This window comes from Xanthobacteraceae bacterium, assembly GCA_019454205.1.
Classification (GTDB): Bacteria; Pseudomonadota; Alphaproteobacteria; order Rhizobiales; family Xanthobacteraceae.
In genome coordinates this window covers 957,789-979,491 of sequence record CP075369.1, presented here as the reverse complement: position 1 = coordinate 979,491, position 21,703 = coordinate 957,789, and the positions used below count along the sequence as shown (strand labels likewise).

Below are 21,703 nucleotides of genomic sequence, written 5' to 3'. Positions count from 1 at the left end.
GTTGATGGGCTATTGGCGCAACAAGGCCGAAACGAAAGCCCTTGTTGCAGGCTTCCCCGCGGCGAGCGCCGCCGCGTCCACCCGCGCCACCAGTTCGCGCGCGGAGCCGAGCGAGCGCTCCATCCGCGGCAGTAAATACGCGATGACATCCGGCTCGATTGCGATCTGGCGGTCCGCGAACAACTTCACCAGCACGGCAGCGATCAGTTCGTCATCGGGCGCGGACAAAATTGCCTTCGGCAACGCGCGCAGCCGTGAGGCGAGATCTGGCAGCGCCGCGGCGCCATGATCGGGCGAGTGCTCCGACGTAATCAGCACATGCGCCGCGTCCTCGCGCGCCATGTTGAGGAGGTGAAACAACGCCGCCTCGTCATATTCGCCGGGCACGAGATTTTCGAGCACCGCCGCGCCGGTGGAAAGCGCGGCCGCAGCCTCCGCCCTGCTCAGCATCCGCAGCGGCAGCACGCGCGCGCCCGCGCGCTCGGCCCAGATCGACGCGAGATGGCTTTTCCCCGAACCGTGCGGACCGACAATCACCGCACCATGCGTCGGCCATTCCGGCCAGCGCTCGACCAGCGCCAGCGCTTCGGCGTTCGCGGGACTTTCCAGAAAATCATCGCGGCGAAAGCTGACCTCGTGCGGGAGGTCGAGCGGAAGCTGCCGCGCCGCTGCACCGCGCATGTCATTGATCCTTTGCGCGGCGGCGTGGCGTCTCGCCGGTATAGAGCGAGCTTGCCATGTATTGACGGAGCGCGAAACGCGCGAGCACGCCGACCGCCGCCGCCATCGGCACCGCGAGCAGCAACCCGACGAAGCCGAACAGATAACCGAACGCAACCAGCGAGAACATCAGCCACACGGGATGCAGGCCGACGCTCTCGCCGACCAGCTTCGGTTGCAGGATGTAACCTTCGATGAACTGGCCCGCAAAGAAGATCACCACGATCAGCAAAATCCAGTGCCAGTCCGGCCAGAACTGCGCGACCGCGACGATCAATGCGAGCAGCAATCCGGTGAGCGAACCCACATATGGAATGAAGCTGATGATTCCGGAGATCATGCCGATCAGGAAACCGAAGTTCAGGCCCGCCAACGTCAGCGCCAGTGCGTAGAGCGCGCCGAGTACAAGGCCGACACCTGCCTGCCCGCGCACGAAACCCGCAATCGCGCGGTCCATCTCGCGCGCCAGCTCGCGCACGGTTTCGCGGCTGCGGATCGGCACCCAGCTATCCACCTTCGCGATCATCTTGTGCCAGTCATAGAGAATGTAGAACGCGATCACCGGCGCGATCACGATCAGCGCGACGATGGAGAACAGCGCCTGCCCGCCCGCCCAGATCGATGCGAGGAAGGTGACGATCCACTTCGCGCCTTCGGTGACGATGTCGCTGATCGACTTGTTCAGGTCCGGCATGCGGTCGCCGACGATTTTCGACAGCCACTCGCGGTTTTCTTCCGTCAGCAATTCCTGCAGGCGCGTCACCGCGCGCGGCAGGCCCTGCACGAATGCGGAGATCTGCGCGCCGAGGATCGGCAGGAACAGAAGTCCGAGCACGACGCAGCACAGCAGCACCAGCGCAACCATGATCAGCGAAGCAACCAGCCGGCTTATGCCGAGACGCTCCAACCGGTCCGCGACCGGATTCAGGAAATAGGCGAGCACCATGCCGGCGACAAACGGCAGCAAGACTTCGCGCAACGCCCATAGCGTCAGCACGAACAGCACGAACGCCGTGAGCCAGAACGTGAACTGCCGTTGCAGCGTCATTTGCGGCTGCGCTCCGGCATGTCGGAGGCCATGTGGCGCATCCAGGCGATGAGGTAAGCGGCGGCGGAGATCGTGGTCAGTCCGCCGACCAGCAGCAGCGCGACCCGCATCGCGCCGCCCGCATCGAACTTGAAGCCGGTCGAGGCGAGCACCAGCGCCGCCAGCGCGATCTGCGCGGTGGTGTTCAGCTTCGATACGATCAAAGGCTGGATCGCGATCGGCTTGTTCATCACCCAGGTCAAAATGACTGCGCCCATGATCATAATGTCGCGCGAGACCACCGCGATCACAACCCAGCGCGGCAGCAATCCTTCGATCCCAAGCGTGACATAGATCGACATCAGGAGCGCCTTGTCGGCGAGCGGGTCGAGATAGGCGCCGAACTCGCTCTGCGCATTCAGACGCTTGGCAAGGAACCCGTCCACGGCATCGGATGCCCCGGCGGCCACGAACAGCCAGAATGCCAGCAGCATGTTGCCGGACGCGATGGACCAAACCACCACCGGCACCAGCACGATCCGTCCGACCGTGATGAAGTTGGGCAAACTATGGAGCACTTCCGCCTGACCCCGTTTCTGCCGCCTTGGCTACCGTCAAATGCCCCCTCTCGCCAACCGGATCGAGCAAATTCCGGGGTGCAGCGGCGGAATACCGCTAGAAAAGCAGGCGTTCCGCGCGCTATTCACATGCCCGGAAAGGCGAAAATCCGGCCATGACCAGCGGCAAGAATAGTCTCAGCTACCGCGACGCGGGCGTCGACATCGACGCAGGTAACCGGCTGGTCGATCTGATCAAGCCGTTCGTGCGCGCCACGCGCCGACCCGGCGCGGACGCGGAGATCGGCGGCTTCGGCGGCGTGTTCGACCTGAAAGCGCTCGGCATGCGCGACCCCTTGCTGGTCGCGAGCAACGACGGCGTCGGCACCAAGGTCAAGCTCGCCATCGACGCGAACCGTCACGAGACCATCGGCATCGATCTCGTCGCCATGTGCGTGAACGACCTCGTCGTGCAAGGCGCGGAGCCTCTGTTCTTCCTCGACTACTTCGCCACCGGCAAGCTCGATCCGCAGCACGCAGCCAGGGTGGTGAAGGGCATCGCGAAGGGTTGCGAGGAAGCGGGCTGCGCGCTGATCGGCGGCGAGACCGCGGAGATGCCGGGTCTTTATTCCGGCGGCGACTACGACCTCGCCGGTTTCGCGGTCGGCGCGGTGGAGCGCGAGGATTTGCTGCCGCGTCCGGACGTGAAGGCCGGAGACATCCTGCTCGGCCTGCCCTCGTCGGGCGTCCACTCCAACGGATTCTCGCTGGTGCGCAGGATCGTGGAGCGCAGCGGCGTGAAGCTCGACGCGAAAGCGCCGTTCGACGGCGCGCGCACGCTCGGCGAAGCGCTGCTCACGCCAACGCGCATCTACGTGAAGCAGGTGCTGGCCGCGATCCGCGCGACACCGGGCATCAAGGCGCTCGCGCATATCACCGGCGGCGGCTTCGTGGATAACATTCCGCGCGTACTGCCGGACAACACCGCGGCGCAGGTCGATCTTGCAAAGATTCCGGTACCGCCCGTCTTCAAATGGCTGGCGAAGGAAGGCGGCGTTTCCGAACTCGAAATGCTGCGCACCTTCAACTGCGGCATCGGGCTTATTCTCGCCGTGGACCCCGCGAAAGCGAACGACGTCGAAGCCGCACTGCGCAAGCAGGGCGAGCAACCGGTCCGCATCGGCACCATCGCAGCGCATGACGGCGAGCCGGTCACTAGGTTCGACGGCAAGCTCGACCTGACGGCATGAAACGCAAACGCGTCGCGATCCTGATTTCCGGCCGCGGCTCGAACATGCGCGCGCTGATCGAAGCGGCTGCGAAACCGGACTACCCTGCGGAAATCGTCCTCGTGCTCTCGAACATCGCCGACGCAGGAGGCCTCGCCTTCGCGCGCGAGCGCGGGATTGCGACGGAAGTCATCGAGCACAAATCCTTCCCATCCCGCGAGATCTTCGACAATGCGATGAACGCCGCGCTGGAACGCGCGAACGCCGAGATCATCGCGCTTGCGGGTTTTATGCGGCTGCTATCGCCACGCTTCGTCGAAAAATGGCGCGGGCGGATGATCAATATTCATCCGTCGCTGTTGCCGAAGTTCAAAGGGTTGCACACGCACAAGCGCGCACTCGAAGCGGGCGAGAAGATTCACGGCTGCACCGTGCATTTCGTCGAGCCGGAACTGGATTCCGGCCCGATCATTTTACAGGCGGAAGTGCCGGTGCTCGCGGACGATACCGAGGACAGCCTCGCCGCCCGCGTGCTCGCGGAAGAACATCGGATTTATCCGGAAGCGCTCCGATTGGTCGTTGAAGGCAAGGCGAAGATTTAGCCCTTCGCCTTCACCTTTTGCGCAGCCGGCGGATGGCCGACCTGACCCGCACCGGTCAGCAACGGTTCTTCGAATACCGGTTTGTGACGGCGCTTGCGGATGAACCAACCCACGCCGAGCACGAACAGCGCACCGAATAGAGCGGCGAAGTTGATGTACGCTTCCTTGATGCCGAGGAACGGAATTCCGAACGGCAGCGTGAAGTGCTGAATGCCGTGATGCAGCGCTGTCGGCAGGAAGCTCGCGAGCGCAGCGTCTTTCACGATGATGTCGCCAGCGACCCAACCGAGCAGTGCGGCGCCAGCCCAGACCAGCACGGGATAGCGGTCGAGCAGCGCCATCAGGAGCGCACTGCCCGCGACGATCAGCGGGATCGAAGTGGCGAGGCCGAAGATGATGAGCGTCGCTTCGATCGCGCCCGCGTGCGCCGGATCGACCGCCTGCGCGGCGAGCTTCGCGGTGCCCGCAATCGCGATCACGTTGTCGAGGCTCATCACGATATCGGCGATGGCGACGATGCGAACCGCTTTCCAAAGGTTCGAGGCGGCCTCGATCTTGTCGTCGCCTTCCTCGTCCGGAACGATTAGTTTGATCGCGACCCAGAGCAGCAACACGCCGCCGATCAGCGCGATGTACGGATACTGCATCGCCTGCGCGACGAAGACCGTGAAAATGATGCGAAGCAGAACCGCCACGCCTGCGCCGAGGATCATGCCCCAGAAGCGCTCTTTCGGCGGCAGGTTGCGGCAAGCCAGCGCGATGACGACGGCGTTGTCACCGGACAGCACGATATTGACGCCGATGATCTTCAGGGCAGCGACCCAGAACGCGCCCTGCATCATGTCATTAAAAATGAAATCCACGCGCTTGCTCCGTTTCCACCGGACCCGCCAGCACAGGCATCTGATCTGCGCCTGTAGAATTACGGGTGTATATTTTCTGTGTAACGGGCATAGTGAAATCGTCCGGCCCTGCCAAGCAAAACCGGACGATTGCAGCGCAAAAAGCGACATGATGACCCCGGCAAACGCCGGAGCCGGGCGTCTTAATCGACGATTTCTTCCGGCTTAAAGAAAAATTCGATCTCGATTTTCGCGTTTTCCGGGCTGTCGGAACCGTGCACCGAATTGGCTTCGATGGATTCCGCAAATTCCTTGCGAATGGTTCCCGGTGCCGCCTTGGCGGGATCGGTCGCGCCCATCACTTCGCGGTACTTCGCGACTGCGTTGTCGCCCTGCAGCACCTGCACGACAACCGGACCCGACGTCATGAACGCGACGAGGCTGCCGAAGAAGGGGCGCTCCTTATGAACGCCGTAGAAGCCTTCGGCCTGCGCCTGGCTCATCTTGATGCGCTTCTGTCCGACGATGCGAAGGCCCGCGGCCTCGATGGTCTTGTTGATCGCGCCGGTCAGATTGCGCTTGGTCGCGTCCGGTTTGATGATCGAAAAGGTGCGCTCGACCGCCATGTTCTATTCCTGCTGGTTCGGGAGATGATTTCGGCGCGGTCTATAGCGGCGCAGGCCCGCGCCTTCAAGGCAGGCTTTTCTTCGCCACAACTGGCTGGCAAGAAAGCGTTCCCCTCACCGGCCAAGACGCCAAGCCATCCATGAATGCCAGCGCCCTCCCGCCGCTTCAGCTTCAGCGGCGTTTGCTCGCCGCAGCGACGCTCGCGGCGCTCGTCAATTTCTACGCCTTCTATCCGGGCCTCTATCACCACGACGCCTGGGCCTATGTGAACCAGGTCCGCACTGGCGCATGGGACAACTGGCAGCCACCGCTGCTCGGCGTGATGTGGATTCCGTTGCAGGCGGTCTGGACCGGACCGCAGCCGATGCTTGCGCTTTTTCTCGCGGGCTACTGGAGCGCCTTCGTGCTGATCGCGCTCGGCTACCGCGACGAGGAAAGCCGCACGCTGCCTTACTTCGTTTTCCTTGCTGCCTTCTTCCCGATGGCGCTGAACTACAATGCGCAGCTCGTCAAAGACATCGCGATGGCAGTTTCGATGCTGCTCGCAGCCGGCATCGCGGCGTTGTTGCTGCGCGGATATTTCAAACGCACGCGCATCGCGGGTGCGTTCATGTGGCTCTTTATCCTGATGGGCGGGTTCTTCCGCGCCAACGCCGTCTTCGGCATGCCGCCGCTGATCGATCTCGCGATTTCCGCCGTCAGCCCGCGCTGGCGCGCGATGGGCTTCATCAAGCGCACCATCATCGCCGGCATGCTGTCGCTGCTCTTTATCCCCGGCCATCTGATCGCCGACACCAAGATCTTCGGCGTGAAAGACATCAAGCCGATTTCGCCGTTGCAGGTATTCGACCTCGGCGGCATCACCTATTTCTCCGGCCGCGATCAATACAAGGGCTTCTTCGGCCCGGACTTCGTGGAGAAGAACCGCAACTTCAAAGACCGCCCCGAAAGCGGCCGCGGCTGCTACACGCCACGCCACTGGGACACCTACGGCTGGGACCCCGATCTCAAGGGCGGTTGCCCGGAAGTTTACGAAAACCTGAAACCGAAATTCGGCAGCGAACTCGGAAGGCTCTGGGTGGACGCGATCCTCGCGGAGCCGCGCGCCTACCTCACGCATCGCCTCGCCCACGCCAACCGCTTCTTCCAGTTCCTCTGCAAAAGCTGCGAGGAGCCGGTGAAAACCGGATGGCAGTCGAACAACCAGAAGGACGTCACCTTCACACCGAACCCGGTCTACAACGCGATCGAATGGATGGCGGTGAACTGGAGCCTGTCGCCGCTCGGCCCGCCCTACATCTATCTGCTGGTGTGCATCGCGTTCATGTGGGCTTCGACCGGCATCCGCGAGCGGGTAACGCGGCATGTGACCTTCGCGCTGGTGTCGTCGGGCACGCTCTATGCGCTCGCGCTGTTCGTTATCGGTATCGCGCACGAGTATCGCTACATATACTGGACGATGCTGTGCGCGCTGATTGCTACGCCGGTCATTGTCGCGCGGGTCGTGATGCGCACCGAGATACCCGTGCTGTTGCGCTTCGGACCGCTGGTCTTGATCGCCGTGGTGATTGCAATGCGCGAAATCGCCGTGCGTTTTTATCTGTGAGACTTGTTTATCAGCGAGACTTGCAATGAACCTCGCCCGCTACATCATGCTCGCCGGTTATAATGCCTGGGCCAACGAGCGCATCTATGCCGCCGCGGAAAAGCTGACCACGGAAGAATATCGCGCCGACCGCGGAGCATTCTTCAAATCGGTGCACGGCACGCTCAACCACATCCTCGTCGCGGATCGCATCTGGATGCAGCGCTTCACCGGTCAGGGCGATGCACCTTCGCGGCTGGACGCGATCCTTTTCGAAGATTGCGTAAGCCTGCGCGCGGCGCGCGACCGCGAGGACGCGCGCATCTCTGCTTTCGTCGGCACGCTCAGCGAGAATGCGCTCGCGGCGGATTTCAGCTACCGGACCATCGTCAATCCGAAGACAGTGACGCAGCCGCTTTCACCCGCGCTCGACCACGTCTTCAATCATCAGACGCATCATCGCGGACAGGTCCACGCCATCCTCACCGGCCTGCGCGGACGCGACTTCGCGCCGTCGCTCGATCTCATCCTCTATCAGCGCGAAACCGGTAGCGGCGGCGTGACGAGCAGATAGCTAAACCCCGATCTTCGCCGCATCGCACAAACGAATTCCTTGTTTCGAGCAGCAGAATTGATCGCGCTTTTGTTTCCGCCCGCTGGCGGACCGCGTCTCAACGGTACTAACCTGTACCTATAAGGCTGGGGCCGATTCATCGGCCAAAGGGGTCATTCATGAAGAAATTTGCGATCCTCGGCGCGGTTGTTGCCGCGCTCACGTTCACCGCTCCCGCGAATGCAGCGGATACTCCGATCAAGGGACCGTATTACAAAGCCGAGCCGGCATTCAGCTGGCAGGGCTTCTACATCGGCGCCCATATCGGCTACGGCAGCGGTTCGGCTTCCGATGGCACCGTCAACGTCGACATCGACGGCGTCTTCTACGGCGGGCAACTCGGCTACAACTGGCATGTCTCGCCCAACTGGGTTTGGGGTATCGAGACGGATCTCTCAGGCAGCGACATCGGCGTCGGCGCATTCAACGTCGACTGGTTCGGCACCACCCGTCTGCGCCTCGGCTATGCAAGCAACCGCGCATTGTTTTATGTGACGGGCGGTATCGCTTACGGCTCCACCAACGCGAACAGCGACCATCTGGGCTGGACCGCGGGCGTCGGCATCGAATGGGCCATCGCACGCAACTGGTCGGCGAAGGTCGAGTACCTCTATGTCGATCTCGGCGAAGAAGTGCTTCCGCTGTTCGTCGCACCGATCTCGGTAGATTTCAGCACGATCAAGTTCGGTCTGAACTACCGCTTCTGATCGGAGCACTTCGAATTGCAAAACCCCGGCCCTCGTGGCCGGGGTTTTTTGTTGCGCGCGCGACACACCCTCAGCGCGACAGCGCCGCGTTAACCCGCGCTTAACCGGTAAATAACGCCGCATTAACCATGAAAACCTAGCTTCCTCGCGGGCTTCCGGAATCGTCCGGATCTACCTGAGGGGTAACTCACTTGAAAAAACTAGCACTGGCTGCGGCCACGCTCGCCGCGCTTACCTTCGGCGCTCCGGCGAACGCCGCCGACATGCCGATCAAGCCGTACTACGCACCGCCGCCGGCGGTCTTCAACTGGACCGGCTTCTATGTCGGCGGCAACGTCGGCTATGGCTTATCCAGCACCGATTTCGTTCTCGAGCCGGCCGGCATCGTTGGCGGCGTACAGCTCGGCTATAACTGGCAAATGTCGCGCAACTGGGTGTTCGGCCTCGAAGGCGACATCACCTTCACCGACATGAACGACAGCGTCGCCGGCGTGCACAGCCATGTCGATTACATGGGCACCCTGCGGGCGCGTCTCGGCTACACGTTCGACTCGACCATGCTCTATGCGACCGGCGGTCTCGCCTATGCGCGCTTCGGCGTCGCGGGCGTGCACGACAGCGATCTGGGCTGGGCGTTCGGTCTTGGCATGGAATGGGCGCTGACGCGCAACTGGTCGGCCAAAGCCGAATACCTCTACGCGACGTTCAGCGATCTCGACATCCAGACCGTCAAGGTTGGCGTGAACTATCGCTTCTCGACGTACTAAGCGGCTTCATCGCTCGCGCGGTCTGCGCGGAAAAGCCCCGGCCAGAAGGCCGGGGCTTTTTGCGTTTCGGCGGTAAGACGAACGTAAGGCGACAGCCCGGTAGAAGCCTCTCCGTAATTCCACATAGAAAATCGTATATCTATCCCATAATCCACATGTGAAATGTATAATACTTGACAACCCATTTTATCTTGTGAAATCTCCGCCATCCGATCCGGCGCCATCAACCAGGCCGGATACATTTCAGGAGAGCTACCGATGTCCCCCCTCCGCCTATTTGCCGGTCTGGCCCTCGCCGCCTCGCTGGTACTTCCCGCCGCCGCGCAGCAGAACGCTGTCCCGGCCGGCCCTCTCGTCACCGCCGACTGGCTGGTGAAGAATCTCGACAATCCGAAAATCCGTGTGTTCGAAGTCAGCGTCGATACCGGCGTTTACGAGCGCGGCCATATCCCCGGTGCAGTGAACATCCGCTGGCACCACGACCTCGTGGACACCGTGAAGCGCGACATCGTCAGCGCGAAGAACCTGCAGGCGCAGTTGCAGGCGGCCGGCGTCGACAAGGACACCACCATCGTTCTCTACGGCGACAACAACAACTGGTTCGCCGCATGGGGCGCATGGGTCTACGAAGTTCACGGCATCGGCGCGCAGGTGAAGCTGCTCGATGGCGGCCGCAAGCTCTGGGAAGCCAAGGGCCTGCCGCTCGACACCAGTGTGAAGACTTTCGCGAAGTCGAACTTCGTTCTGCCCGCCGGCAAGCCGCAGCTTCGCGCCAAGCTCGCCGACGTGCTCGCCGTCGTGAACTCGAACGGCCAGAACAAGACCGTGCTGGTCGATATCCGCTCGCCGGACGAATACAACGGCAAGATCATCGCGCCGGAAGGCATCAAGGAACTGTCCGTGCGCGCGGGCCATATCCCCGGCGCGAAGAACGTACCGTGGGGCAAGGCGGTTGCGGCGGACGGCACCTTCCTCCCCGCCGAACAGCTCAAGAAGGTCTATGCGGACGCCGGCATCGACGGCACCAATCCGATCATTACCTATTGCCGCATCGGCGAGCGTTCCAGCCACACCTGGTTCGCGCTGGCCAAGATCCTCGGCTACCAGAACGTCAAGAATTACGACGGCTCGTGGACCGAATACGGCAACGCCGTCGGCGTGCCGGTGCAGAACAACACCGGCCTGGTCTGGCAGGGAAAATAACCGGATTGCCTCGCCCTTCGCGGTGTCTGCGGTTCGCAGCATTCGAACGAAGGTTCAACCGCAAAGGGCGAGGCCAAGGTTAGATTGCAAGATTACATTTAACGGCAAGCGCGTTCCGGTTGTTCCTCCCGAGAGCGCAACACTGGGCGCGGACGCGAAAGCATCCGCGTCCTTTTTCCATTCTGGTATAAATCGCAAATGCAGATTCTGACTCTCCCGCGTATCGTGTCGCTCCTGATCGGCGGCGCCGTTTTGTTTTTCGTCTGGCAACTTGCGGCGCCGGAAACGCGAAACTTGAGCCTCTCGCTCGCGCTCGGCGCTGCATTCGGTTTCGTGCTGCAACGCTCGCGCTTTTGTTTCTTCTGCCACGCGCGGGACTTCCTCGAAGACCGCGATCCGCGCGGACTGCTTTCCATCCTGCTTGCGCTCGGCGTCGGCGCAGTCGGCTATCTGGTCGTGTTCGGCATGTGGGTGCCGGTGCCCTCGCCCGAACGGCTGCCGCCGACCGCGCACGTCGGACCGGTAAGCTGGGTGCTGGCGCTAGGCGCGTTCGTATTCGGCACCGGCATGTCTATTTCAGGTTCGTGCATTTCGGCGCACATCTACAGACTGGGAGAAGGCTCGCCGACCTCTCCGTTCGCGCTGCTCGGCGCGGTGATTGGGTTTGGTCTCGGCTTCCTGAGCTGGAATACGCTCTATCTCGCCACGCTCTACAACGCGCCTGCGATCTGGCTGCCGCACTGGCTCGGCTATGCAGGCACGATCGCGTTGACGATCGCGCTGCTGCTCGCCCTCGCCCTTTATCTGCTCACGCGCGGAAAATTAGTTGTGCCTGCGCAGGCGAAAGAGAATTACGGCGTGGGCAGCGTGCTATGCGCGGTGTTCGTCGCGCGCTGGCCGGCATGGATCGGCGGCCTGCTGGTGGGACTCATTTCCGCGGTCGCTTACCTGCGTGTCGCGCCGCTTGGTGTCACCGCCGAACTCGGCTCGCTCGCGCGCACCGCGACGGAAAAAATCGGTTTGTTGCCGGAGACGCTGCATGGCCTCGATTCATTTCGCGGCTGCATGACCGCGGTAAAGACCGCGCTGCTCTCGCCGAACGGAATGTTCGTGCTCGGCATCGTCGCGGCGAGTTTCGCTAGCGCGCTCACGGCCGGACAATTCACGCCGCGCCTGCCGACGCTCGACGAGGCGGCGCGCGGCGTTGTTGGCGGCGTGATGATGGGATGGGGCGCGATGGTCGCGCTCGGTTGCACCGTTGGCGTGCTCCTGTCCGGCATCCACGCGGGTGCGCTAAGTGGCTGGATTTTCTTGGTTTTCTGCTTCGGCGGGATTGTTGCCGGGTTGTGGCTGCGGCGCGCCGTGCAGGCGCCGCCGAAGAAGGCCGCGCGCAGGAAGGCGAGAGCCTAGTTGCTCATGGTTCGAGACGCGGTGCTACGCACCGCTCCTCACCATGATGGAGAGATAATCAAAACCTCATCCTGAGGAGCCGCGCGAAGCGCGGCGTCTCGAAGGATGAGGTGCGAATCCTACGCCTTCTGCTGCCAGCGGCCCGCTTCGTCCTGCTGCCAGTACGTCACCGCGTGACCGGCGGCTTGCGCTGACTTCCAGTTCTCGCGCGCGGCATCGACCGCATCGGGATCGTTGCCGTCGAACAGATGAATCGCGCGCTCGTATCCGGCGAGATCGTTGTTGTTCGCGCCCTCGACGAAGAAGCGCACGTTCGCCGCGTTTGCATTTGCATCCGATGTCGTGAGCAGCACCGGCTGCTCGACCGCGTTCAAGTCCTTGTCGGTGCCGTGCGGCAGGAACGACTCCTCGCGCCACGTCCACAGATGCTGGTCGAGCGCCTGCACGCGCTCGTCCGTCTCCGCCTGCACCACGCAGCGCCAGCCGCGCTCAAGACATTTCTCCAAGAGTTGCGGCAGCACGCGCTCAAGCGGCTGGTTTTGCAGGTGATAGAAATAGACGTCGGTCACGCGATCCTATTTCTCGTAATGATCCGCGATGAATTGATTGAGCAGGCGCACGCCCCAGCCCGGACCCCATGACGTGCTGATCTCGTTCGCGTTCGCCGCCATGCCGGTGCCGGCGATGTCGAGATGCGCCCACGGCGTCTTGCCGACATAGCGCTGCAAGAACTGCGCGGCGGTGGTCGAACCGGCGAAACGGCCGCCGGTGTTTTTCATGTCCGCGAATTTCGAGTCGATCATCTTGTCGTAAGCGGGGCCGAGCGGCATCCGCCACAGCGTCTCGCCGGTCTCGCGGCCCGCGTCGATCAGGCGGCCCGCAAGCTTGTCGTCGTTCGAGAACAGTCCCGCGTGCTCCTGTCCAAACGCGATCAGGATTGCGCCGGTCAGCGTCGCAAGGTCGATCATCAGCTTCGGCTTGAAGCGCTCGTTGGTGTACGCGAGCACGTCGCACAAAACGAGACGGCCTTCGGCATCGGTGTTGATGACCTCGATGGTCTGGCCCGAATAGGATTTCAGGATGTCGCCGGGACGATAGGATTTTCCATCCGGCATGTTCTCGACGATACCGATGACGCCGATCACGTTGGCCTTGGCCTTGCGTGAAGCAAGCGCGTGCATGAGGCCGGTGACGCAGGCCGCGCCCGCCATGTCGCCCTTCATGTCTTCCATGCCCGCCGCGGGCTTGATCGAGATGCCGCCGGTGTCGAAGCACACGCCCTTGCCGATGATCGCGACCGGCTGTTCGCCCTTCTTGCCGCCGTTCCAGCGCATGATGACGACGCGGCTGTCGCGGTCCGAACCCTGCCCGACTGCAAGCAGCGCGTTCATGCCGATCTTGCGGAGCATCGGCTCGTCGAGCACCTCGACGCCGACGCCGAGCTTCTTCAACTCGGAGGCGCGGCGCGCAAACTCCATCGGGAACAGCACGTTCGGCGGTTCGTTGACGAGTTCGCGCGCGAGCAGGACGCCATTGCCGATGCCTTCCGCCGCGCTCCAAGCCTTCTTCGTCGCGGCCAGATCCTCGACGCCGATCGTGATGGCGGCGCCACCGGAGGATTTGTCGTCGCCCTCGTCGGCCGCCTTCTTTTTCGTCTTGTAGCGGTCGAACTTGTAGGCCCGGAGCTTGCAGCCAAGGGCGAACTGGGCGGCGTTTTCCGCCCCTACCTTGTTACCGGAAAGCTGCACCAGCACGGTCGCAGCCTTCCCGGCGGGGAGCCGTCCCAGAACGGTGCCCCCCAGCTTGAGCCACTTTTCCGGTCCGAGTTCCCCGGCCTTGCCCGCCCCTACAACCAGCAGGCGGTCATAGCCGAGCCCGGCCGGGGCGATCAGTTCCAGCACCTTGCCGTAGCCGCCCTTGAATTTTTCGGCTTTTGCGACCCGTTCCAGCAGGTTTCCGGCCGGTTTCAGGGCGGTTTTGGCGGCACTTCCGAGCGCCAGGTCGTCGCCGGTCAGGACGACCAGAATCCCCTTGGCCGGAGCCTTCAGATCGGAGAGGGAAATTTTCACGGAATCAGCCATGGCAGGGGTCCATTAAGGGATTGATGTTCCACTATTAACCGATGATTTTGCCCGCGGCGAGCGCCGCCTTCAGGCCTCATTTTCAGGCCAGTTTCCGGGCGGTCAAATATCGAGGGGGACGGGCCGATTCCGGGGAAGAATCGGCTCGCTGTGTAACGGCTGTATGGGGCGGATCGACCGGTATCTTTTCCGAACCGCTTTGATCGCATTTCTCGCGGTGCTGTTCAGCCTGACCACCATGGTCTGGCTGACGCAGGTGCTGCGCCGTTTCGACCTGCTCGCTTCGCAGGGGCAGACGCTCCTGATCGTGTTCAAGGTCACGCTGCTCGCGCTGCCGATGCTGATGCTGGTGATCGCGCCGATCGCACTGTTCATCGCGGTCGTCTACACGCTGAACAAACTCAACGCCGATTCCGAACTCGTGGTGATGTCCGCGTCCGGCGTCAGCGGCTGGCGCATCTTCCGCCCGCTGTTCATGCTGACCGCGCTGGTCGCGCTGCTCTCGGTGCTGGTGAGCGCGCATTTCGGTCCGTTGTCGCTGCGTACGCTGCGCGAGCAGATCGCGAAGGTGAACGCCGACATCGTCGCCAACGTCGCGGTGCCGGGGCGCTTCAACGCGCTCGAAGGCCTCACCTTCCACATCCGCGAGCGCGGCGCGAACAACACCCTGATCGGAATCTTCGTCCACGACCTGCGCGATCCCGCCAACGAAGCGGTCTACATCGCCGAACGCGGCCGCATCGCGCCCGCGGAGAACGGCAACGGCCTGTTCCTGATCCTCGATCAGGGCATCCTCCATCGCATCCAGGGCGAGAAGCGCGCGCCGAACTTCGTGAAGTTCCAGCGCTACGCCTTCGACATGTCGCAATTCACCGCGGCGCAGACGGTGCAGTACCGCGCGACCGACCGGCCGCTCGACGAACTGATCTGGCCCGACCCGGAAGACCCGGTCTACAAACAGGACCCGTATCGCTTCACGTCCGAACTGCACAAACGGCTCTCCTCGCCGCTCTATCCGCTCGCGGCCTTCATCATCGCCTTCGCGTTCCTCGGCGAAGCGCGCACCACGCGCCAGAGCCGTGGCGTCTCCATCGCGGGCGCGGGCATCGCATTCGGCGTCGTCGAAATCATTGGCTTCGGCACGTCCGGTTTCGTGGGCCGCAGCGCGCTGCTCACCCTCGTCCCCTACGTCATTCCGCTGACCGGCATCGTATTCGGCTTGCTGTGGATCGCGGGCTTCATCCGGCTCGAAGTGCCGGCATGGGTCCAGCGCATCGCCGACGCGATCAACCGGCGCATCGAACGTCTGCAAACGGCATAACGGTCATGGTCGCGTTCGGTTTGTTGGGTCGCTATTTCGGCCGCCGCTTCCTGATGGCGGTGCTGGTGGCGTTCACGACCTGCATGCTGCTGATCGCGGTGGTCGACTTCTTCGAACTCACGCGCCGCGTCGGCGACCGCCCGGACTCCTCCGTGTTGCAGATCGCCTACCTCGTGCTGCTGCGCCTGCCCGCCTTCTCCGAACAGATGTTGCCGTTCGCGGTGCTGGTCGGCGCGATGTCGGCTTTCCTCGCGCTGTCGCGGCGGCTCGAATTCGTGATCGCGCGCGCGTCGGGCATGTCGGCGTGGCAATTCATCGGCAGCGCAGTCGCAATCGCGTTCTTCATCGGCATCCTCGCGACTACGGTCTACAACCCGCTGTCCGCGACGCTGAAAGAACACGCCGACAACATCGAGGCGACACTGGTCACCGCGCGATCCGGCAACGTGCCGCGCGCGACCACGCGCTCGAACATCTGGCTGCGCCAGCGCACCCCGGACGGCGCGGAAGCGATCATCAACGCACAGGCCGGCACCCGGCAGGGCCGCTCGCTCACGGGATTGCGGATCTTCACCTTCGACCCGTCGGGCGAATTCGCCGAGCGGATCGAGGCCAAGACCGCCGAGCTGGAAGACGGCTTCTGGCGGCTGACCGAGGTCTCGATCTACTCGCCCACCAAAAGCCCCCAGTTCCTCAAGACCCACAACCTGCCGACGAGTCTGACCGCGAATCAGGTCCGGGGCAGTTTCGCCAACGCGGCCTCGATTTCTTTCTGGGAACTGCCGCTCGCCATCGAACTGGTACAGGCCGCCGGGCTGACCGCCGCCAACTACCGGATCCAGTACCAGGTGCTGCTGGCGCGGCCGTTATTGCTCGCGACCATGGTCATCATCGCGGCCGCCGTGAGCCTGCGAATTTTCCGTCTCGGCGGGGTCGGAAAGATGGTTACGGGTGGCGTTTTAGCAGGGTTTTTGCTTTACGTTGCGGTGCAGCTCAGCGAACAGCTCGGCGAAGGCGGCTTCCTGCATCCAGTGGTTGCAGGCTGGCTGCCTATCGTTTGCGCGGCGCTGATCGGTTGTTCGGTTCTCCTGAACCAGGAAGACGGTTGATGGTATCGCGTAGCGCCGTCAGTTCCGGAGCTTTGCGTCCTGCCCGGCGGGTCAACCGCCTTGGGCTGGCGATCGCTTGTGCGTTGCTGGCCGCGATCTTCGCGGCGGACGCGTTCGCGCAATCGCTGCCGCGCTCGCGCACCACCGACCCGACGCTCTCCACCAAGCTCGACAACCGCAAGAAGCGCAATCCAAACGCGCGGATGTTGGTGACCGCCAACGAGATGATCTACGACAACCGCTCGAACAAGGTTCACGCGGTCGGTCAGGTCCAGATCTATTACGACGGCAACACGCTGGAAGCGGACCGCGTCAGCTACGACCGCAACAGCAACCGCGTCTTTGCCGAGGGCAACGTCCGCTACAAGACGACCGACGGCAACATCGTGCACAGCCAGTCGCTCGAACTGACGCAGGACTTCAAGGAAGGCTTCGTCAATTCGCTGCTGGTGGAAACGCCGAACCGTACGCGCTTCGCGGCGACCCGCGCCGACCGCACCGACGGCACGCTCACGGTCTACCAGCGCGGCATCTACACCGCCTGCGAACCCTGCAAGAACGATCCCCAGAAGCCGCCGCTGTGGCAAGTGAAGGCCGCGCGCATCATCCATAACGAAGGCGAGCGCAAAGTTTACTACGAGAACGCCACCATCGAGGTGTTCGGCTATCCGCTGGTCTACCTGCCGTTCTTCTATCACCCCGACCCGACCGTGAAGCGTCAGTCGGGCTTCCTGCAGCCGACGTTCCGCTCGACCAGCCGTCTCGGCGTCGGCGTGGAAATCCCGTACTTCTGGTCGATCGCGCCGAACATGGATTCGACGCTGTCGGTCACGCCGTACACGTTGCAGGGACCGCTGGTGAAAGGCGAATTCCGCCACCGGCTGGAGAACGGCGCGTACATGATCCGCGCCGCGGCCATCGACCAGTTGAAGCCCAACGAATTCGCCGGCCTCTCCGGCCAGCGCGACTTCCGCGGCTCCATCGACATCAGCGGCGAGTTCAACATCAACAGCCGTTGGGTCTGGGGCTTCGACGGCATGATCTCCAGCGACCGCAGCTTCCAGCGCGACTACAACGTCGTGCCGACCGGCCGCATCGAACGTACCTCGGAAATCTGGCTGACCGGCCAGGGCGACCGCTCCTACTTCGACTTGCGCGGGATGCATTTCCGCGGCCTGTCGGAAGTCGACCGCAACGACCAGTTGCCGCTGGTGCTGCCGGTGCTCGACTATTCGTACTACTTCAAGAACCCGATCCTCGGCGGCGAACTCTCCTACAAGATCAACGTCACCAGCCTGACGCGGCAGGAAGCCGACTTCGCGGCGCTGCGCGCGCTCGGCGCCGGTGTTGCCGACCCGCAGGATCCGAACAAGTGTCTGGTCTCGGCGGCGGTGCCCGCCAACTGCTTCATCCGCGGCATCCCCGGCGAATATACCCGCATGTCGGCGCAACTAGACTGGCGCAAAACCGTCATCACCACGCCGGGCATCATGGTGACGCCGTTCGTGCGGCTGCGCACCGACGTCGCCTCGGTGAACGTCTCGAACGACGCGGGCGTCATCAACTACCTGCAGACCGGCAGCGACGAACTGATCCGCGCCATGCCCACGGTCGGCTTCGAGACGCGCTGGCCGTTCATCTCGGTCCATTCGTGGGGCACGCAGACGCTGGAGCCGATCGTGCAGACGATCTTCCGTCCCAGCGAGCGCCTGATCGGCCGCTTCCCGAACGAAGACGCGCAGAGCCTCGTGTTCGACGACAGCACGCTGTTTGCGATCGACAAGTATTCGGGCTGGGATCGCGTCGAAGGCGGCTCGCGCGTCAACTACGGCGTGCAATACACCGCGAACGTGCACCGCTTCGGCATGGTCAACGTGCTGTTCGGCCAGTCCTATCAGTTCACGGGCGACAACTCCTTCGCCCAGACCGGCTTCACCGACGGCACGCAGCAGATCGGCTCGACGCTGCAATCAGGCCTCGAAGACAAGATGTCGGACTACGTTGCGCGCGTATATTTCCAGCCGACCGGCCGGTTCTCGTTCATCACGCGCTACCGCTTCGACAAGGATGACCTGGCGCTTCGCCGCTTCGAATTCGAGACGCGCTCGACCTGGGATCGCCTGCAACTGTCCACGATCTACGCCTATTACGACGCGCAGCCTTTGATCGGCTACATCGACCGCCGCGAGGCGCTGTTCCAGACCGCCAGCTACAAGGTCCACGATTACTGGACGCTCACCGGCGCGGTCCGTTACGACCTCGACCGCGGCAAGATCGACTTCGGCTCGCTTGGCGTACAATACGCCGACGAGTGCATCGCACTATCCGCCAACTACATCGTCGACTACACGAATCTGTTGACCTCGACGCCTGTGCAGCGTTTCGTCTTCAAGCTGAACCTGCGTACAATGGGCCAAACCGTTCGCTAGGGAGAACCGCCGCTTCGCCCGTCCCAATACCGCCACAGCAGCGGTCTTAGGATCGAACCGTTGTATCGGCGGCAAGCCGCGCCACAGACTAACGACCATGAACCAGACGCGCCTTATCCGAGTAATTCATTTCGCAGTACTCGCCCTCCTCCTGATCGGCGCCGCCGCACAATTCACGCCGCGCGCGCAGGCACAGCAGGTGCGGGCGCTGGTCGCGCTGGTGAACGGCGAACCGATCACGGCGCTCGACGTCCAGCACCGCCTGAAGCTGCTCGCTACTTCCGGCCGCCCCAAGGCGACGCGGCAGGAGGCGCTCGACGAACTCATCAACCAGAAGCTCAAGCTCCAGATCGCGCAGCGCAACAACGTCAACCCGACTCGCGCGGAAGTGGACAAAGCCTTCGCCGGCATCGCGCAGCGGCTCGGACGCAGCCTCGCCGATTTCGAGAAGGTGCTGCAGTCGAACGGAATCGACGTTGAGAGCTTCCGGGCACGCGTGAAAGCCGATGTCGCCTGGCAGCAATATCTGACCGCCAATCCTTCCCACTTCGCGATCCGTGACGCCGATCTGGTCGCCGCCATGACCGCGCGCGGACAGAACCTGCAAGGCAAGGCCGTGCAATACACCATGCAGCAGGTGATCTTTGTCACGCGCCGCAACGCGCCTCCCGCGGTACGGCAGGAGCGCATCAAGCAGGCCGAAGCACTGCGCGCTCGTGTTTCCTCTTGCGAACAGGCGGTTCAGCTTTCGCGCGAATATCAGGAAACCGTGGTGAAGCCGCGCGTCCGCCGTTTTTCGACGGACCTTTCGGCCAATCTGCAAAAGCTGCTGGAAACCCTGCCCGATGGCAAGATGACGCCACCTGAGCCGACCGCGAACGGCATCGAGGTCGTGGCCATTTGCGATCGCAAGGTGATCGCCTCCGACATCTCGGCAAACCGCGAACTGAAAAACGAACTGATGGGCCAGCGGCTGCAGGCCTATGAGAAAAAAGTGCTCGATCAGGCACGCGCCAAATCGATCATCCAGATCATCTCGCAGTAAATGCTTCCGCTCGCGCTGACCCTCGGCGAACCGGCGGGGATCGGTCCTGACCTGACGCTGGCGCTTTGGCGAGAACGCGAAAAGCGGAAACTGCCGCCATTCTTCATTGCCGGTGACGCCACCTTTCTTGCGCGGCGCGCGCAACAACTCTCGCTCGATGTAACGATTGAGAGTTGCGTGCCCTCGGAAGCCGCGAGTGTTTTCGTAGGTGCGCTGCCGGTCGTCGAAACCGGCGCGCTCGCCACCGCCTCGCCCGGCAAACCCGACGCTTCGAGCGCGAACGCCGCGCGCACCGCGATCGACCTCGCGGTCTCGCACACGCAGCGCGGCGAAGCGGGCGCGGTCGTGACCAATCCCATCGCCAAGCACGTGATGCAGGCGGGCGGATTTCCGTTTCCGGGGCATACCGAATATCTCGCGCATCTCGCGGGAACGCCGCGCGTCGCCATGCTGATCTGGAGCGAGGAACTCGCGGTGGTGCCACTCACCATCCACGTTCCGCTGCGCGAGGTGCCCCGCCTGCTGACGCAGGAAATGATCGCGGAGACCGCGCGCATCGTCGCGCGCGACTACCGAACGAAATTCGGAATTGCAAAGCCGCGCATCGCCGTTTGCGGGCTGAACCCGCACGCAGGCGAGGAAGGCACCATCGGCACGGAAGAGAACACGATCATCGCGCCGGCGATTCAAACGCTGCGCGGCGAAGGGTTCGACATTTCCGGTCCCCACCCCGCCGACACGATGTTTCACGCAGCGGCACGCAAGCGCTACGACGTTGCGCTCGGCATGTATCACGATCAGGTGCTTGCGCCCGTGAAGGCGCTTGCTTTCGACCGCGCGGTGAACGTGACGCTCGGTTTGCCCTTCGTGCGCACCTCGCCCGATCACGGCACGGCGTTCGATCTCGCGGGCACCGGCCGCGCCGACCCATCGAGCCTAGAAGCTGCGATCAAACTCGCACACAGGCTCTCGTCGCGCGCATGAGCGCCATCGACAACCTGCCGCCGCTGCGTGACGTGATCCGGCGGCATGAATTGCAGGCGAAGAAATCCCTCGGCCAGAATTTCCTGCTCGACCTGAACCTGACCGCACGCATCGCGCGCGCAGGCGGACCGCTCGAAGGCGTCACGATAATCGAAGTGGGTCCCGGCCCCGGCGGGCTGACGCGCGCGCTACTCGCGGAGGGCGCGGCCCGCGTCATTGCCATCGAGCGCGACCGGCGTTGCATCGCCGCGCTGGAGGAAATCTCCGCCGCCTATCCCGGCAAACTGGAAATCGTCGAGGCCGACGCGCTCGCCTTCGACCCGCTGCCGCTTCTCAAGGGCGCGCGGGCGCGCATTGTCGCGAACCTGCCCTACAACATTGCGACGGCGCTGCTGGTGAACTGGCTCACCGTCGAGCCGTGGCCGCCCTATTACGACTCGCTGGTGCTGATGTTCCAGCGCGAGGTCGCAGCGCGCATCGTGGCGCAGGCGGGCGACGATGCCTACGGGCGTCTCGGCGTGCTGGCCGGATGGCGTTCCGCAGCGCGGATTATGTTCGACATCAGTCCGAGCGCGTTCGTGCCACAGCCGAAGGTGACGTCTTCGGTCGTGCACATCGTTCCCCGCGAAAATCCGTTGCCGTGCGACTCCGGCATCCTTGCGCGCGTGACGGCAGCCGCTTTCGGCCAGCGGCGCAAGATGCTACGCCAAAGCCTGCGCTCGCTCGGCGTGGACGCGCTTCAGCTACTGGCCGAGGCGCAGATCGAACCGACGAAGCGCGCGGAAGAAATTCCAGTGGAAGGTTTCGTGCGGCTCGCAAATGTTTTCGCCGCGACGGGGAAATGA

General features: G+C 63.2%; 21 protein-coding genes. 14 read left to right on the top strand and 7 right to left on the bottom strand.

The genetic code is table 11. The annotated features are described in order from the left end of the window. Positions 1-9: 9 nt before the first annotated feature. Genes KF794_04805 through KF794_04795 form a run of 3 tightly spaced genes read right to left on the bottom strand, consistent with a single transcriptional unit; the run spans position 10 to position 2,325 of the window. Positions 10-681 carry a chromosomal replication initiator DnaA gene (locus tag KF794_04805; protein ID QYK46015.1) on the bottom strand — a complete coding sequence of 224 codons (672 nt, stop codon included), beginning with the start codon at positions 679-681 and terminating at the stop codon, positions 10-12. 1 nt (position 682) lies between these two features. Continuing rightward, positions 683-1,768: an AI-2E family transporter gene (locus tag KF794_04800; protein ID QYK46014.1), complete on the bottom strand. Its 1,086-nt coding sequence runs from the start codon at positions 1,766-1,768 to the stop codon at positions 683-685. Next, positions 1,765-2,325, bottom strand: coding sequence for a CDP-alcohol phosphatidyltransferase family protein (locus KF794_04795; protein ID QYK46013.1), 561 nt, complete (start codon positions 2,323-2,325; stop codon positions 1,765-1,767). The genes KF794_04800 and KF794_04795 overlap by 4 nt, the downstream gene beginning before the upstream one ends. Before the next feature lie 155 nt (positions 2,326-2,480). Here KF794_04795 and purM point away from each other — a divergent pair, with 155 nt between their 5' ends. Together purM and KF794_04785 are read left to right on the top strand one after the other, a co-directional pair. After that, complete coding sequence (purM, locus tag KF794_04790; protein QYK46012.1) at positions 2,481-3,554, top strand: phosphoribosylformylglycinamidine cyclo-ligase; 1,074 nt, start codon at positions 2,481-2,483, stop codon at positions 3,552-3,554. After that, positions 3,551-4,135, top strand: coding sequence for a phosphoribosylglycinamide formyltransferase (locus tag KF794_04785; GenBank protein QYK46011.1), 585 nt, complete (start codon positions 3,551-3,553; stop codon positions 4,133-4,135). The genes purM and KF794_04785 overlap by 4 nt, the downstream gene beginning before the upstream one ends. Here the strand turns inward: KF794_04785 and KF794_04780 are convergent. Further along, positions 4,132-4,977 (bottom strand): TerC family protein, encoded by an 846-nt coding sequence (locus KF794_04780; GenBank protein ID QYK46594.1) that lies wholly within the window; start codon positions 4,975-4,977, stop codon positions 4,132-4,134. The two genes, KF794_04785 and KF794_04780, sit on opposite strands and share 4 nt — an antisense overlap. Positions 4,978-5,180: 203 nt before the next feature. After that, positions 5,181-5,603, bottom strand: a complete 423-nt coding sequence (gene ndk / locus KF794_04775) for a nucleoside-diphosphate kinase (protein QYK46010.1) — start codon at positions 5,601-5,603, stop codon at positions 5,181-5,183. A gap of 140 nt (positions 5,604-5,743) precedes the next feature. Between ndk and KF794_04770 the strand changes: the two genes are divergently transcribed. The 6 genes from KF794_04770 (at position 5,744) to KF794_04745 (ending at position 11,889) form a co-directional block, all read left to right on the top strand. After that, positions 5,744-7,210 carry a hypothetical protein gene (locus KF794_04770; GenBank protein ID QYK46009.1) on the top strand — a complete coding sequence of 489 codons (1,467 nt, stop codon included), beginning with the start codon at positions 5,744-5,746 and terminating at the stop codon, positions 7,208-7,210. A 25-nt stretch (positions 7,211-7,235) separates the two neighbouring features. Next, positions 7,236-7,763: a damage-inducible protein DinB gene (locus tag KF794_04765; GenBank protein ID QYK46008.1), complete on the top strand. Its 528-nt coding sequence runs from the start codon at positions 7,236-7,238 to the stop codon at positions 7,761-7,763. A gap of 158 nt (positions 7,764-7,921) precedes the next feature. After that, complete coding sequence (locus KF794_04760) at positions 7,922-8,509, top strand: porin family protein (GenBank protein ID QYK46007.1); 588 nt, start codon at positions 7,922-7,924, stop codon at positions 8,507-8,509. 191 nt (positions 8,510-8,700) lie between these two features. Then, the gene (locus KF794_04755) at positions 8,701-9,276 is read left to right on the top strand and encodes a porin family protein (protein QYK46006.1); all 576 of its coding nucleotides are present in this window, start codon (positions 8,701-8,703) and stop codon (positions 9,274-9,276) included. Positions 9,277-9,534: 258 nt separating this feature from the next. Then, positions 9,535-10,479: a sulfurtransferase gene (locus KF794_04750; GenBank protein QYK46005.1), complete on the top strand. Its 945-nt coding sequence runs from the start codon at positions 9,535-9,537 to the stop codon at positions 10,477-10,479. Positions 10,480-10,677: 198 nt separating this feature from the next. After that, complete coding sequence (locus KF794_04745; protein ID QYK46004.1) at positions 10,678-11,889, top strand: YeeE/YedE family protein; 1,212 nt, start codon at positions 10,678-10,680, stop codon at positions 11,887-11,889. A gap of 119 nt (positions 11,890-12,008) precedes the next feature. Here the strand turns inward: KF794_04745 and KF794_04740 are convergent, their stop codons facing one another. Together KF794_04740 and KF794_04735 are read right to left on the bottom strand one after the other, a co-directional pair. Beyond that, a complete protein-coding gene (locus KF794_04740) occupies positions 12,009-12,458 on the bottom strand; it encodes a DNA polymerase III subunit chi (protein QYK46003.1) in 450 nt (149 codons plus the stop codon). Positions 12,459-12,464: 6 nt separating this feature from the next. After that, entirely contained in the window at positions 12,465-13,970 is a 1,506-nt protein-coding gene (locus tag KF794_04735) for a leucyl aminopeptidase (protein QYK46002.1), read from the bottom strand. A 199-nt stretch (positions 13,971-14,169) separates the two neighbouring features. Between KF794_04735 and lptF the strand changes: the two genes are divergently transcribed. The 6 genes from lptF to rsmA all read left to right on the top strand — a co-directional run bounded on the left by lptF (position 14,170) and on the right by rsmA (position 21,703). After that, a complete protein-coding gene (gene lptF, locus KF794_04730; GenBank protein QYK46001.1) occupies positions 14,170-15,291 on the top strand; it encodes an LPS export ABC transporter permease LptF in 1,122 nt (373 codons plus the stop codon). A 5-nt stretch (positions 15,292-15,296) separates the two neighbouring features. Then, on the top strand, positions 15,297-16,400 hold the full coding sequence (lptG, locus tag KF794_04725; protein ID QYK46000.1) for an LPS export ABC transporter permease LptG: 1,104 nt from the start codon (positions 15,297-15,299) through the stop codon (positions 16,398-16,400). Next, on the top strand, positions 16,400-18,829 hold the full coding sequence (locus tag KF794_04720) for an LPS-assembly protein LptD (GenBank protein QYK45999.1): 2,430 nt from the start codon (positions 16,400-16,402) through the stop codon (positions 18,827-18,829). Before lptG ends, KF794_04720 begins: the two co-directional genes overlap by 1 nt. A 97-nt stretch (positions 18,830-18,926) precedes the next feature. Then, positions 18,927-19,874 carry a SurA N-terminal domain-containing protein gene (locus KF794_04715; protein QYK45998.1) on the top strand — a complete coding sequence of 316 codons (948 nt, stop codon included), beginning with the start codon at positions 18,927-18,929 and terminating at the stop codon, positions 19,872-19,874. Further along, positions 19,875-20,858 carry a 4-hydroxythreonine-4-phosphate dehydrogenase PdxA gene (gene pdxA, locus KF794_04710; GenBank protein ID QYK45997.1) on the top strand — a complete coding sequence of 328 codons (984 nt, stop codon included), beginning with the start codon at positions 19,875-19,877 and terminating at the stop codon, positions 20,856-20,858. Beyond that, positions 20,855-21,703, top strand: coding sequence for a 16S rRNA (adenine(1518)-N(6)/adenine(1519)-N(6))-dimethyltransferase RsmA (gene rsmA / locus KF794_04705; GenBank protein ID QYK45996.1), 849 nt, complete (start codon positions 20,855-20,857; stop codon positions 21,701-21,703). Before pdxA ends, rsmA begins: the two co-directional genes overlap by 4 nt.

Bases quoted from the DNA above. Each gene is read 5' to 3' on its own strand.
- KF794_04805 (QYK46015.1), bottom strand. From the start codon at position 681: ATGCGCGGTGCAGCGGCGCGGCAGCTTCCGCTCGACCTCCCGCACGAG.
- KF794_04800 (QYK46014.1), bottom strand. From the start codon at position 1,768: ATGACGCTGCAACGGCAGTTCACGTTCTGGCTCACGGCGTTCGTGCTG.
- purM (QYK46012.1), top strand. From the start codon at position 2,481: ATGACCAGCGGCAAGAATAGTCTCAGCTACCGCGACGCGGGCGTCGAC.
- KF794_04785 (QYK46011.1), top strand. From the start codon at position 3,551: ATGAAACGCAAACGCGTCGCGATCCTGATTTCCGGCCGCGGCTCGAAC.
- KF794_04780 (QYK46594.1), bottom strand. From the start codon at position 4,977: ATGATGCAGGGCGCGTTCTGGGTCGCTGCCCTGAAGATCATCGGCGTC.
- ndk (QYK46010.1), bottom strand. From the start codon at position 5,603: ATGGCGGTCGAGCGCACCTTTTCGATCATCAAACCGGACGCGACCAAG.
- KF794_04770 (QYK46009.1), top strand. From the start codon at position 5,744: ATGAATGCCAGCGCCCTCCCGCCGCTTCAGCTTCAGCGGCGTTTGCTC.
- KF794_04765 (QYK46008.1), top strand. From the start codon at position 7,236: ATGAACCTCGCCCGCTACATCATGCTCGCCGGTTATAATGCCTGGGCC.
- KF794_04760 (QYK46007.1), top strand. From the start codon at position 7,922: ATGAAGAAATTTGCGATCCTCGGCGCGGTTGTTGCCGCGCTCACGTTC.
- KF794_04750 (QYK46005.1), top strand. From the start codon at position 9,535: ATGTCCCCCCTCCGCCTATTTGCCGGTCTGGCCCTCGCCGCCTCGCTG.
- KF794_04745 (QYK46004.1), top strand. From the start codon at position 10,678: ATGCAGATTCTGACTCTCCCGCGTATCGTGTCGCTCCTGATCGGCGGC.
- KF794_04735 (QYK46002.1), bottom strand. From the start codon at position 13,970: ATGGCTGATTCCGTGAAAATTTCCCTCTCCGATCTGAAGGCTCCGGCC.
- lptG (QYK46000.1), top strand. From the start codon at position 15,297: ATGGTCGCGTTCGGTTTGTTGGGTCGCTATTTCGGCCGCCGCTTCCTG.
- KF794_04720 (QYK45999.1), top strand. From the start codon at position 16,400: ATGGTATCGCGTAGCGCCGTCAGTTCCGGAGCTTTGCGTCCTGCCCGG.
- KF794_04715 (QYK45998.1), top strand. From the start codon at position 18,927: ATGAACCAGACGCGCCTTATCCGAGTAATTCATTTCGCAGTACTCGCC.
- pdxA (QYK45997.1), top strand. From the start codon at position 19,875: ATGCTTCCGCTCGCGCTGACCCTCGGCGAACCGGCGGGGATCGGTCCT.
- rsmA (QYK45996.1), top strand. From the start codon at position 20,855: ATGAGCGCCATCGACAACCTGCCGCCGCTGCGTGACGTGATCCGGCGG.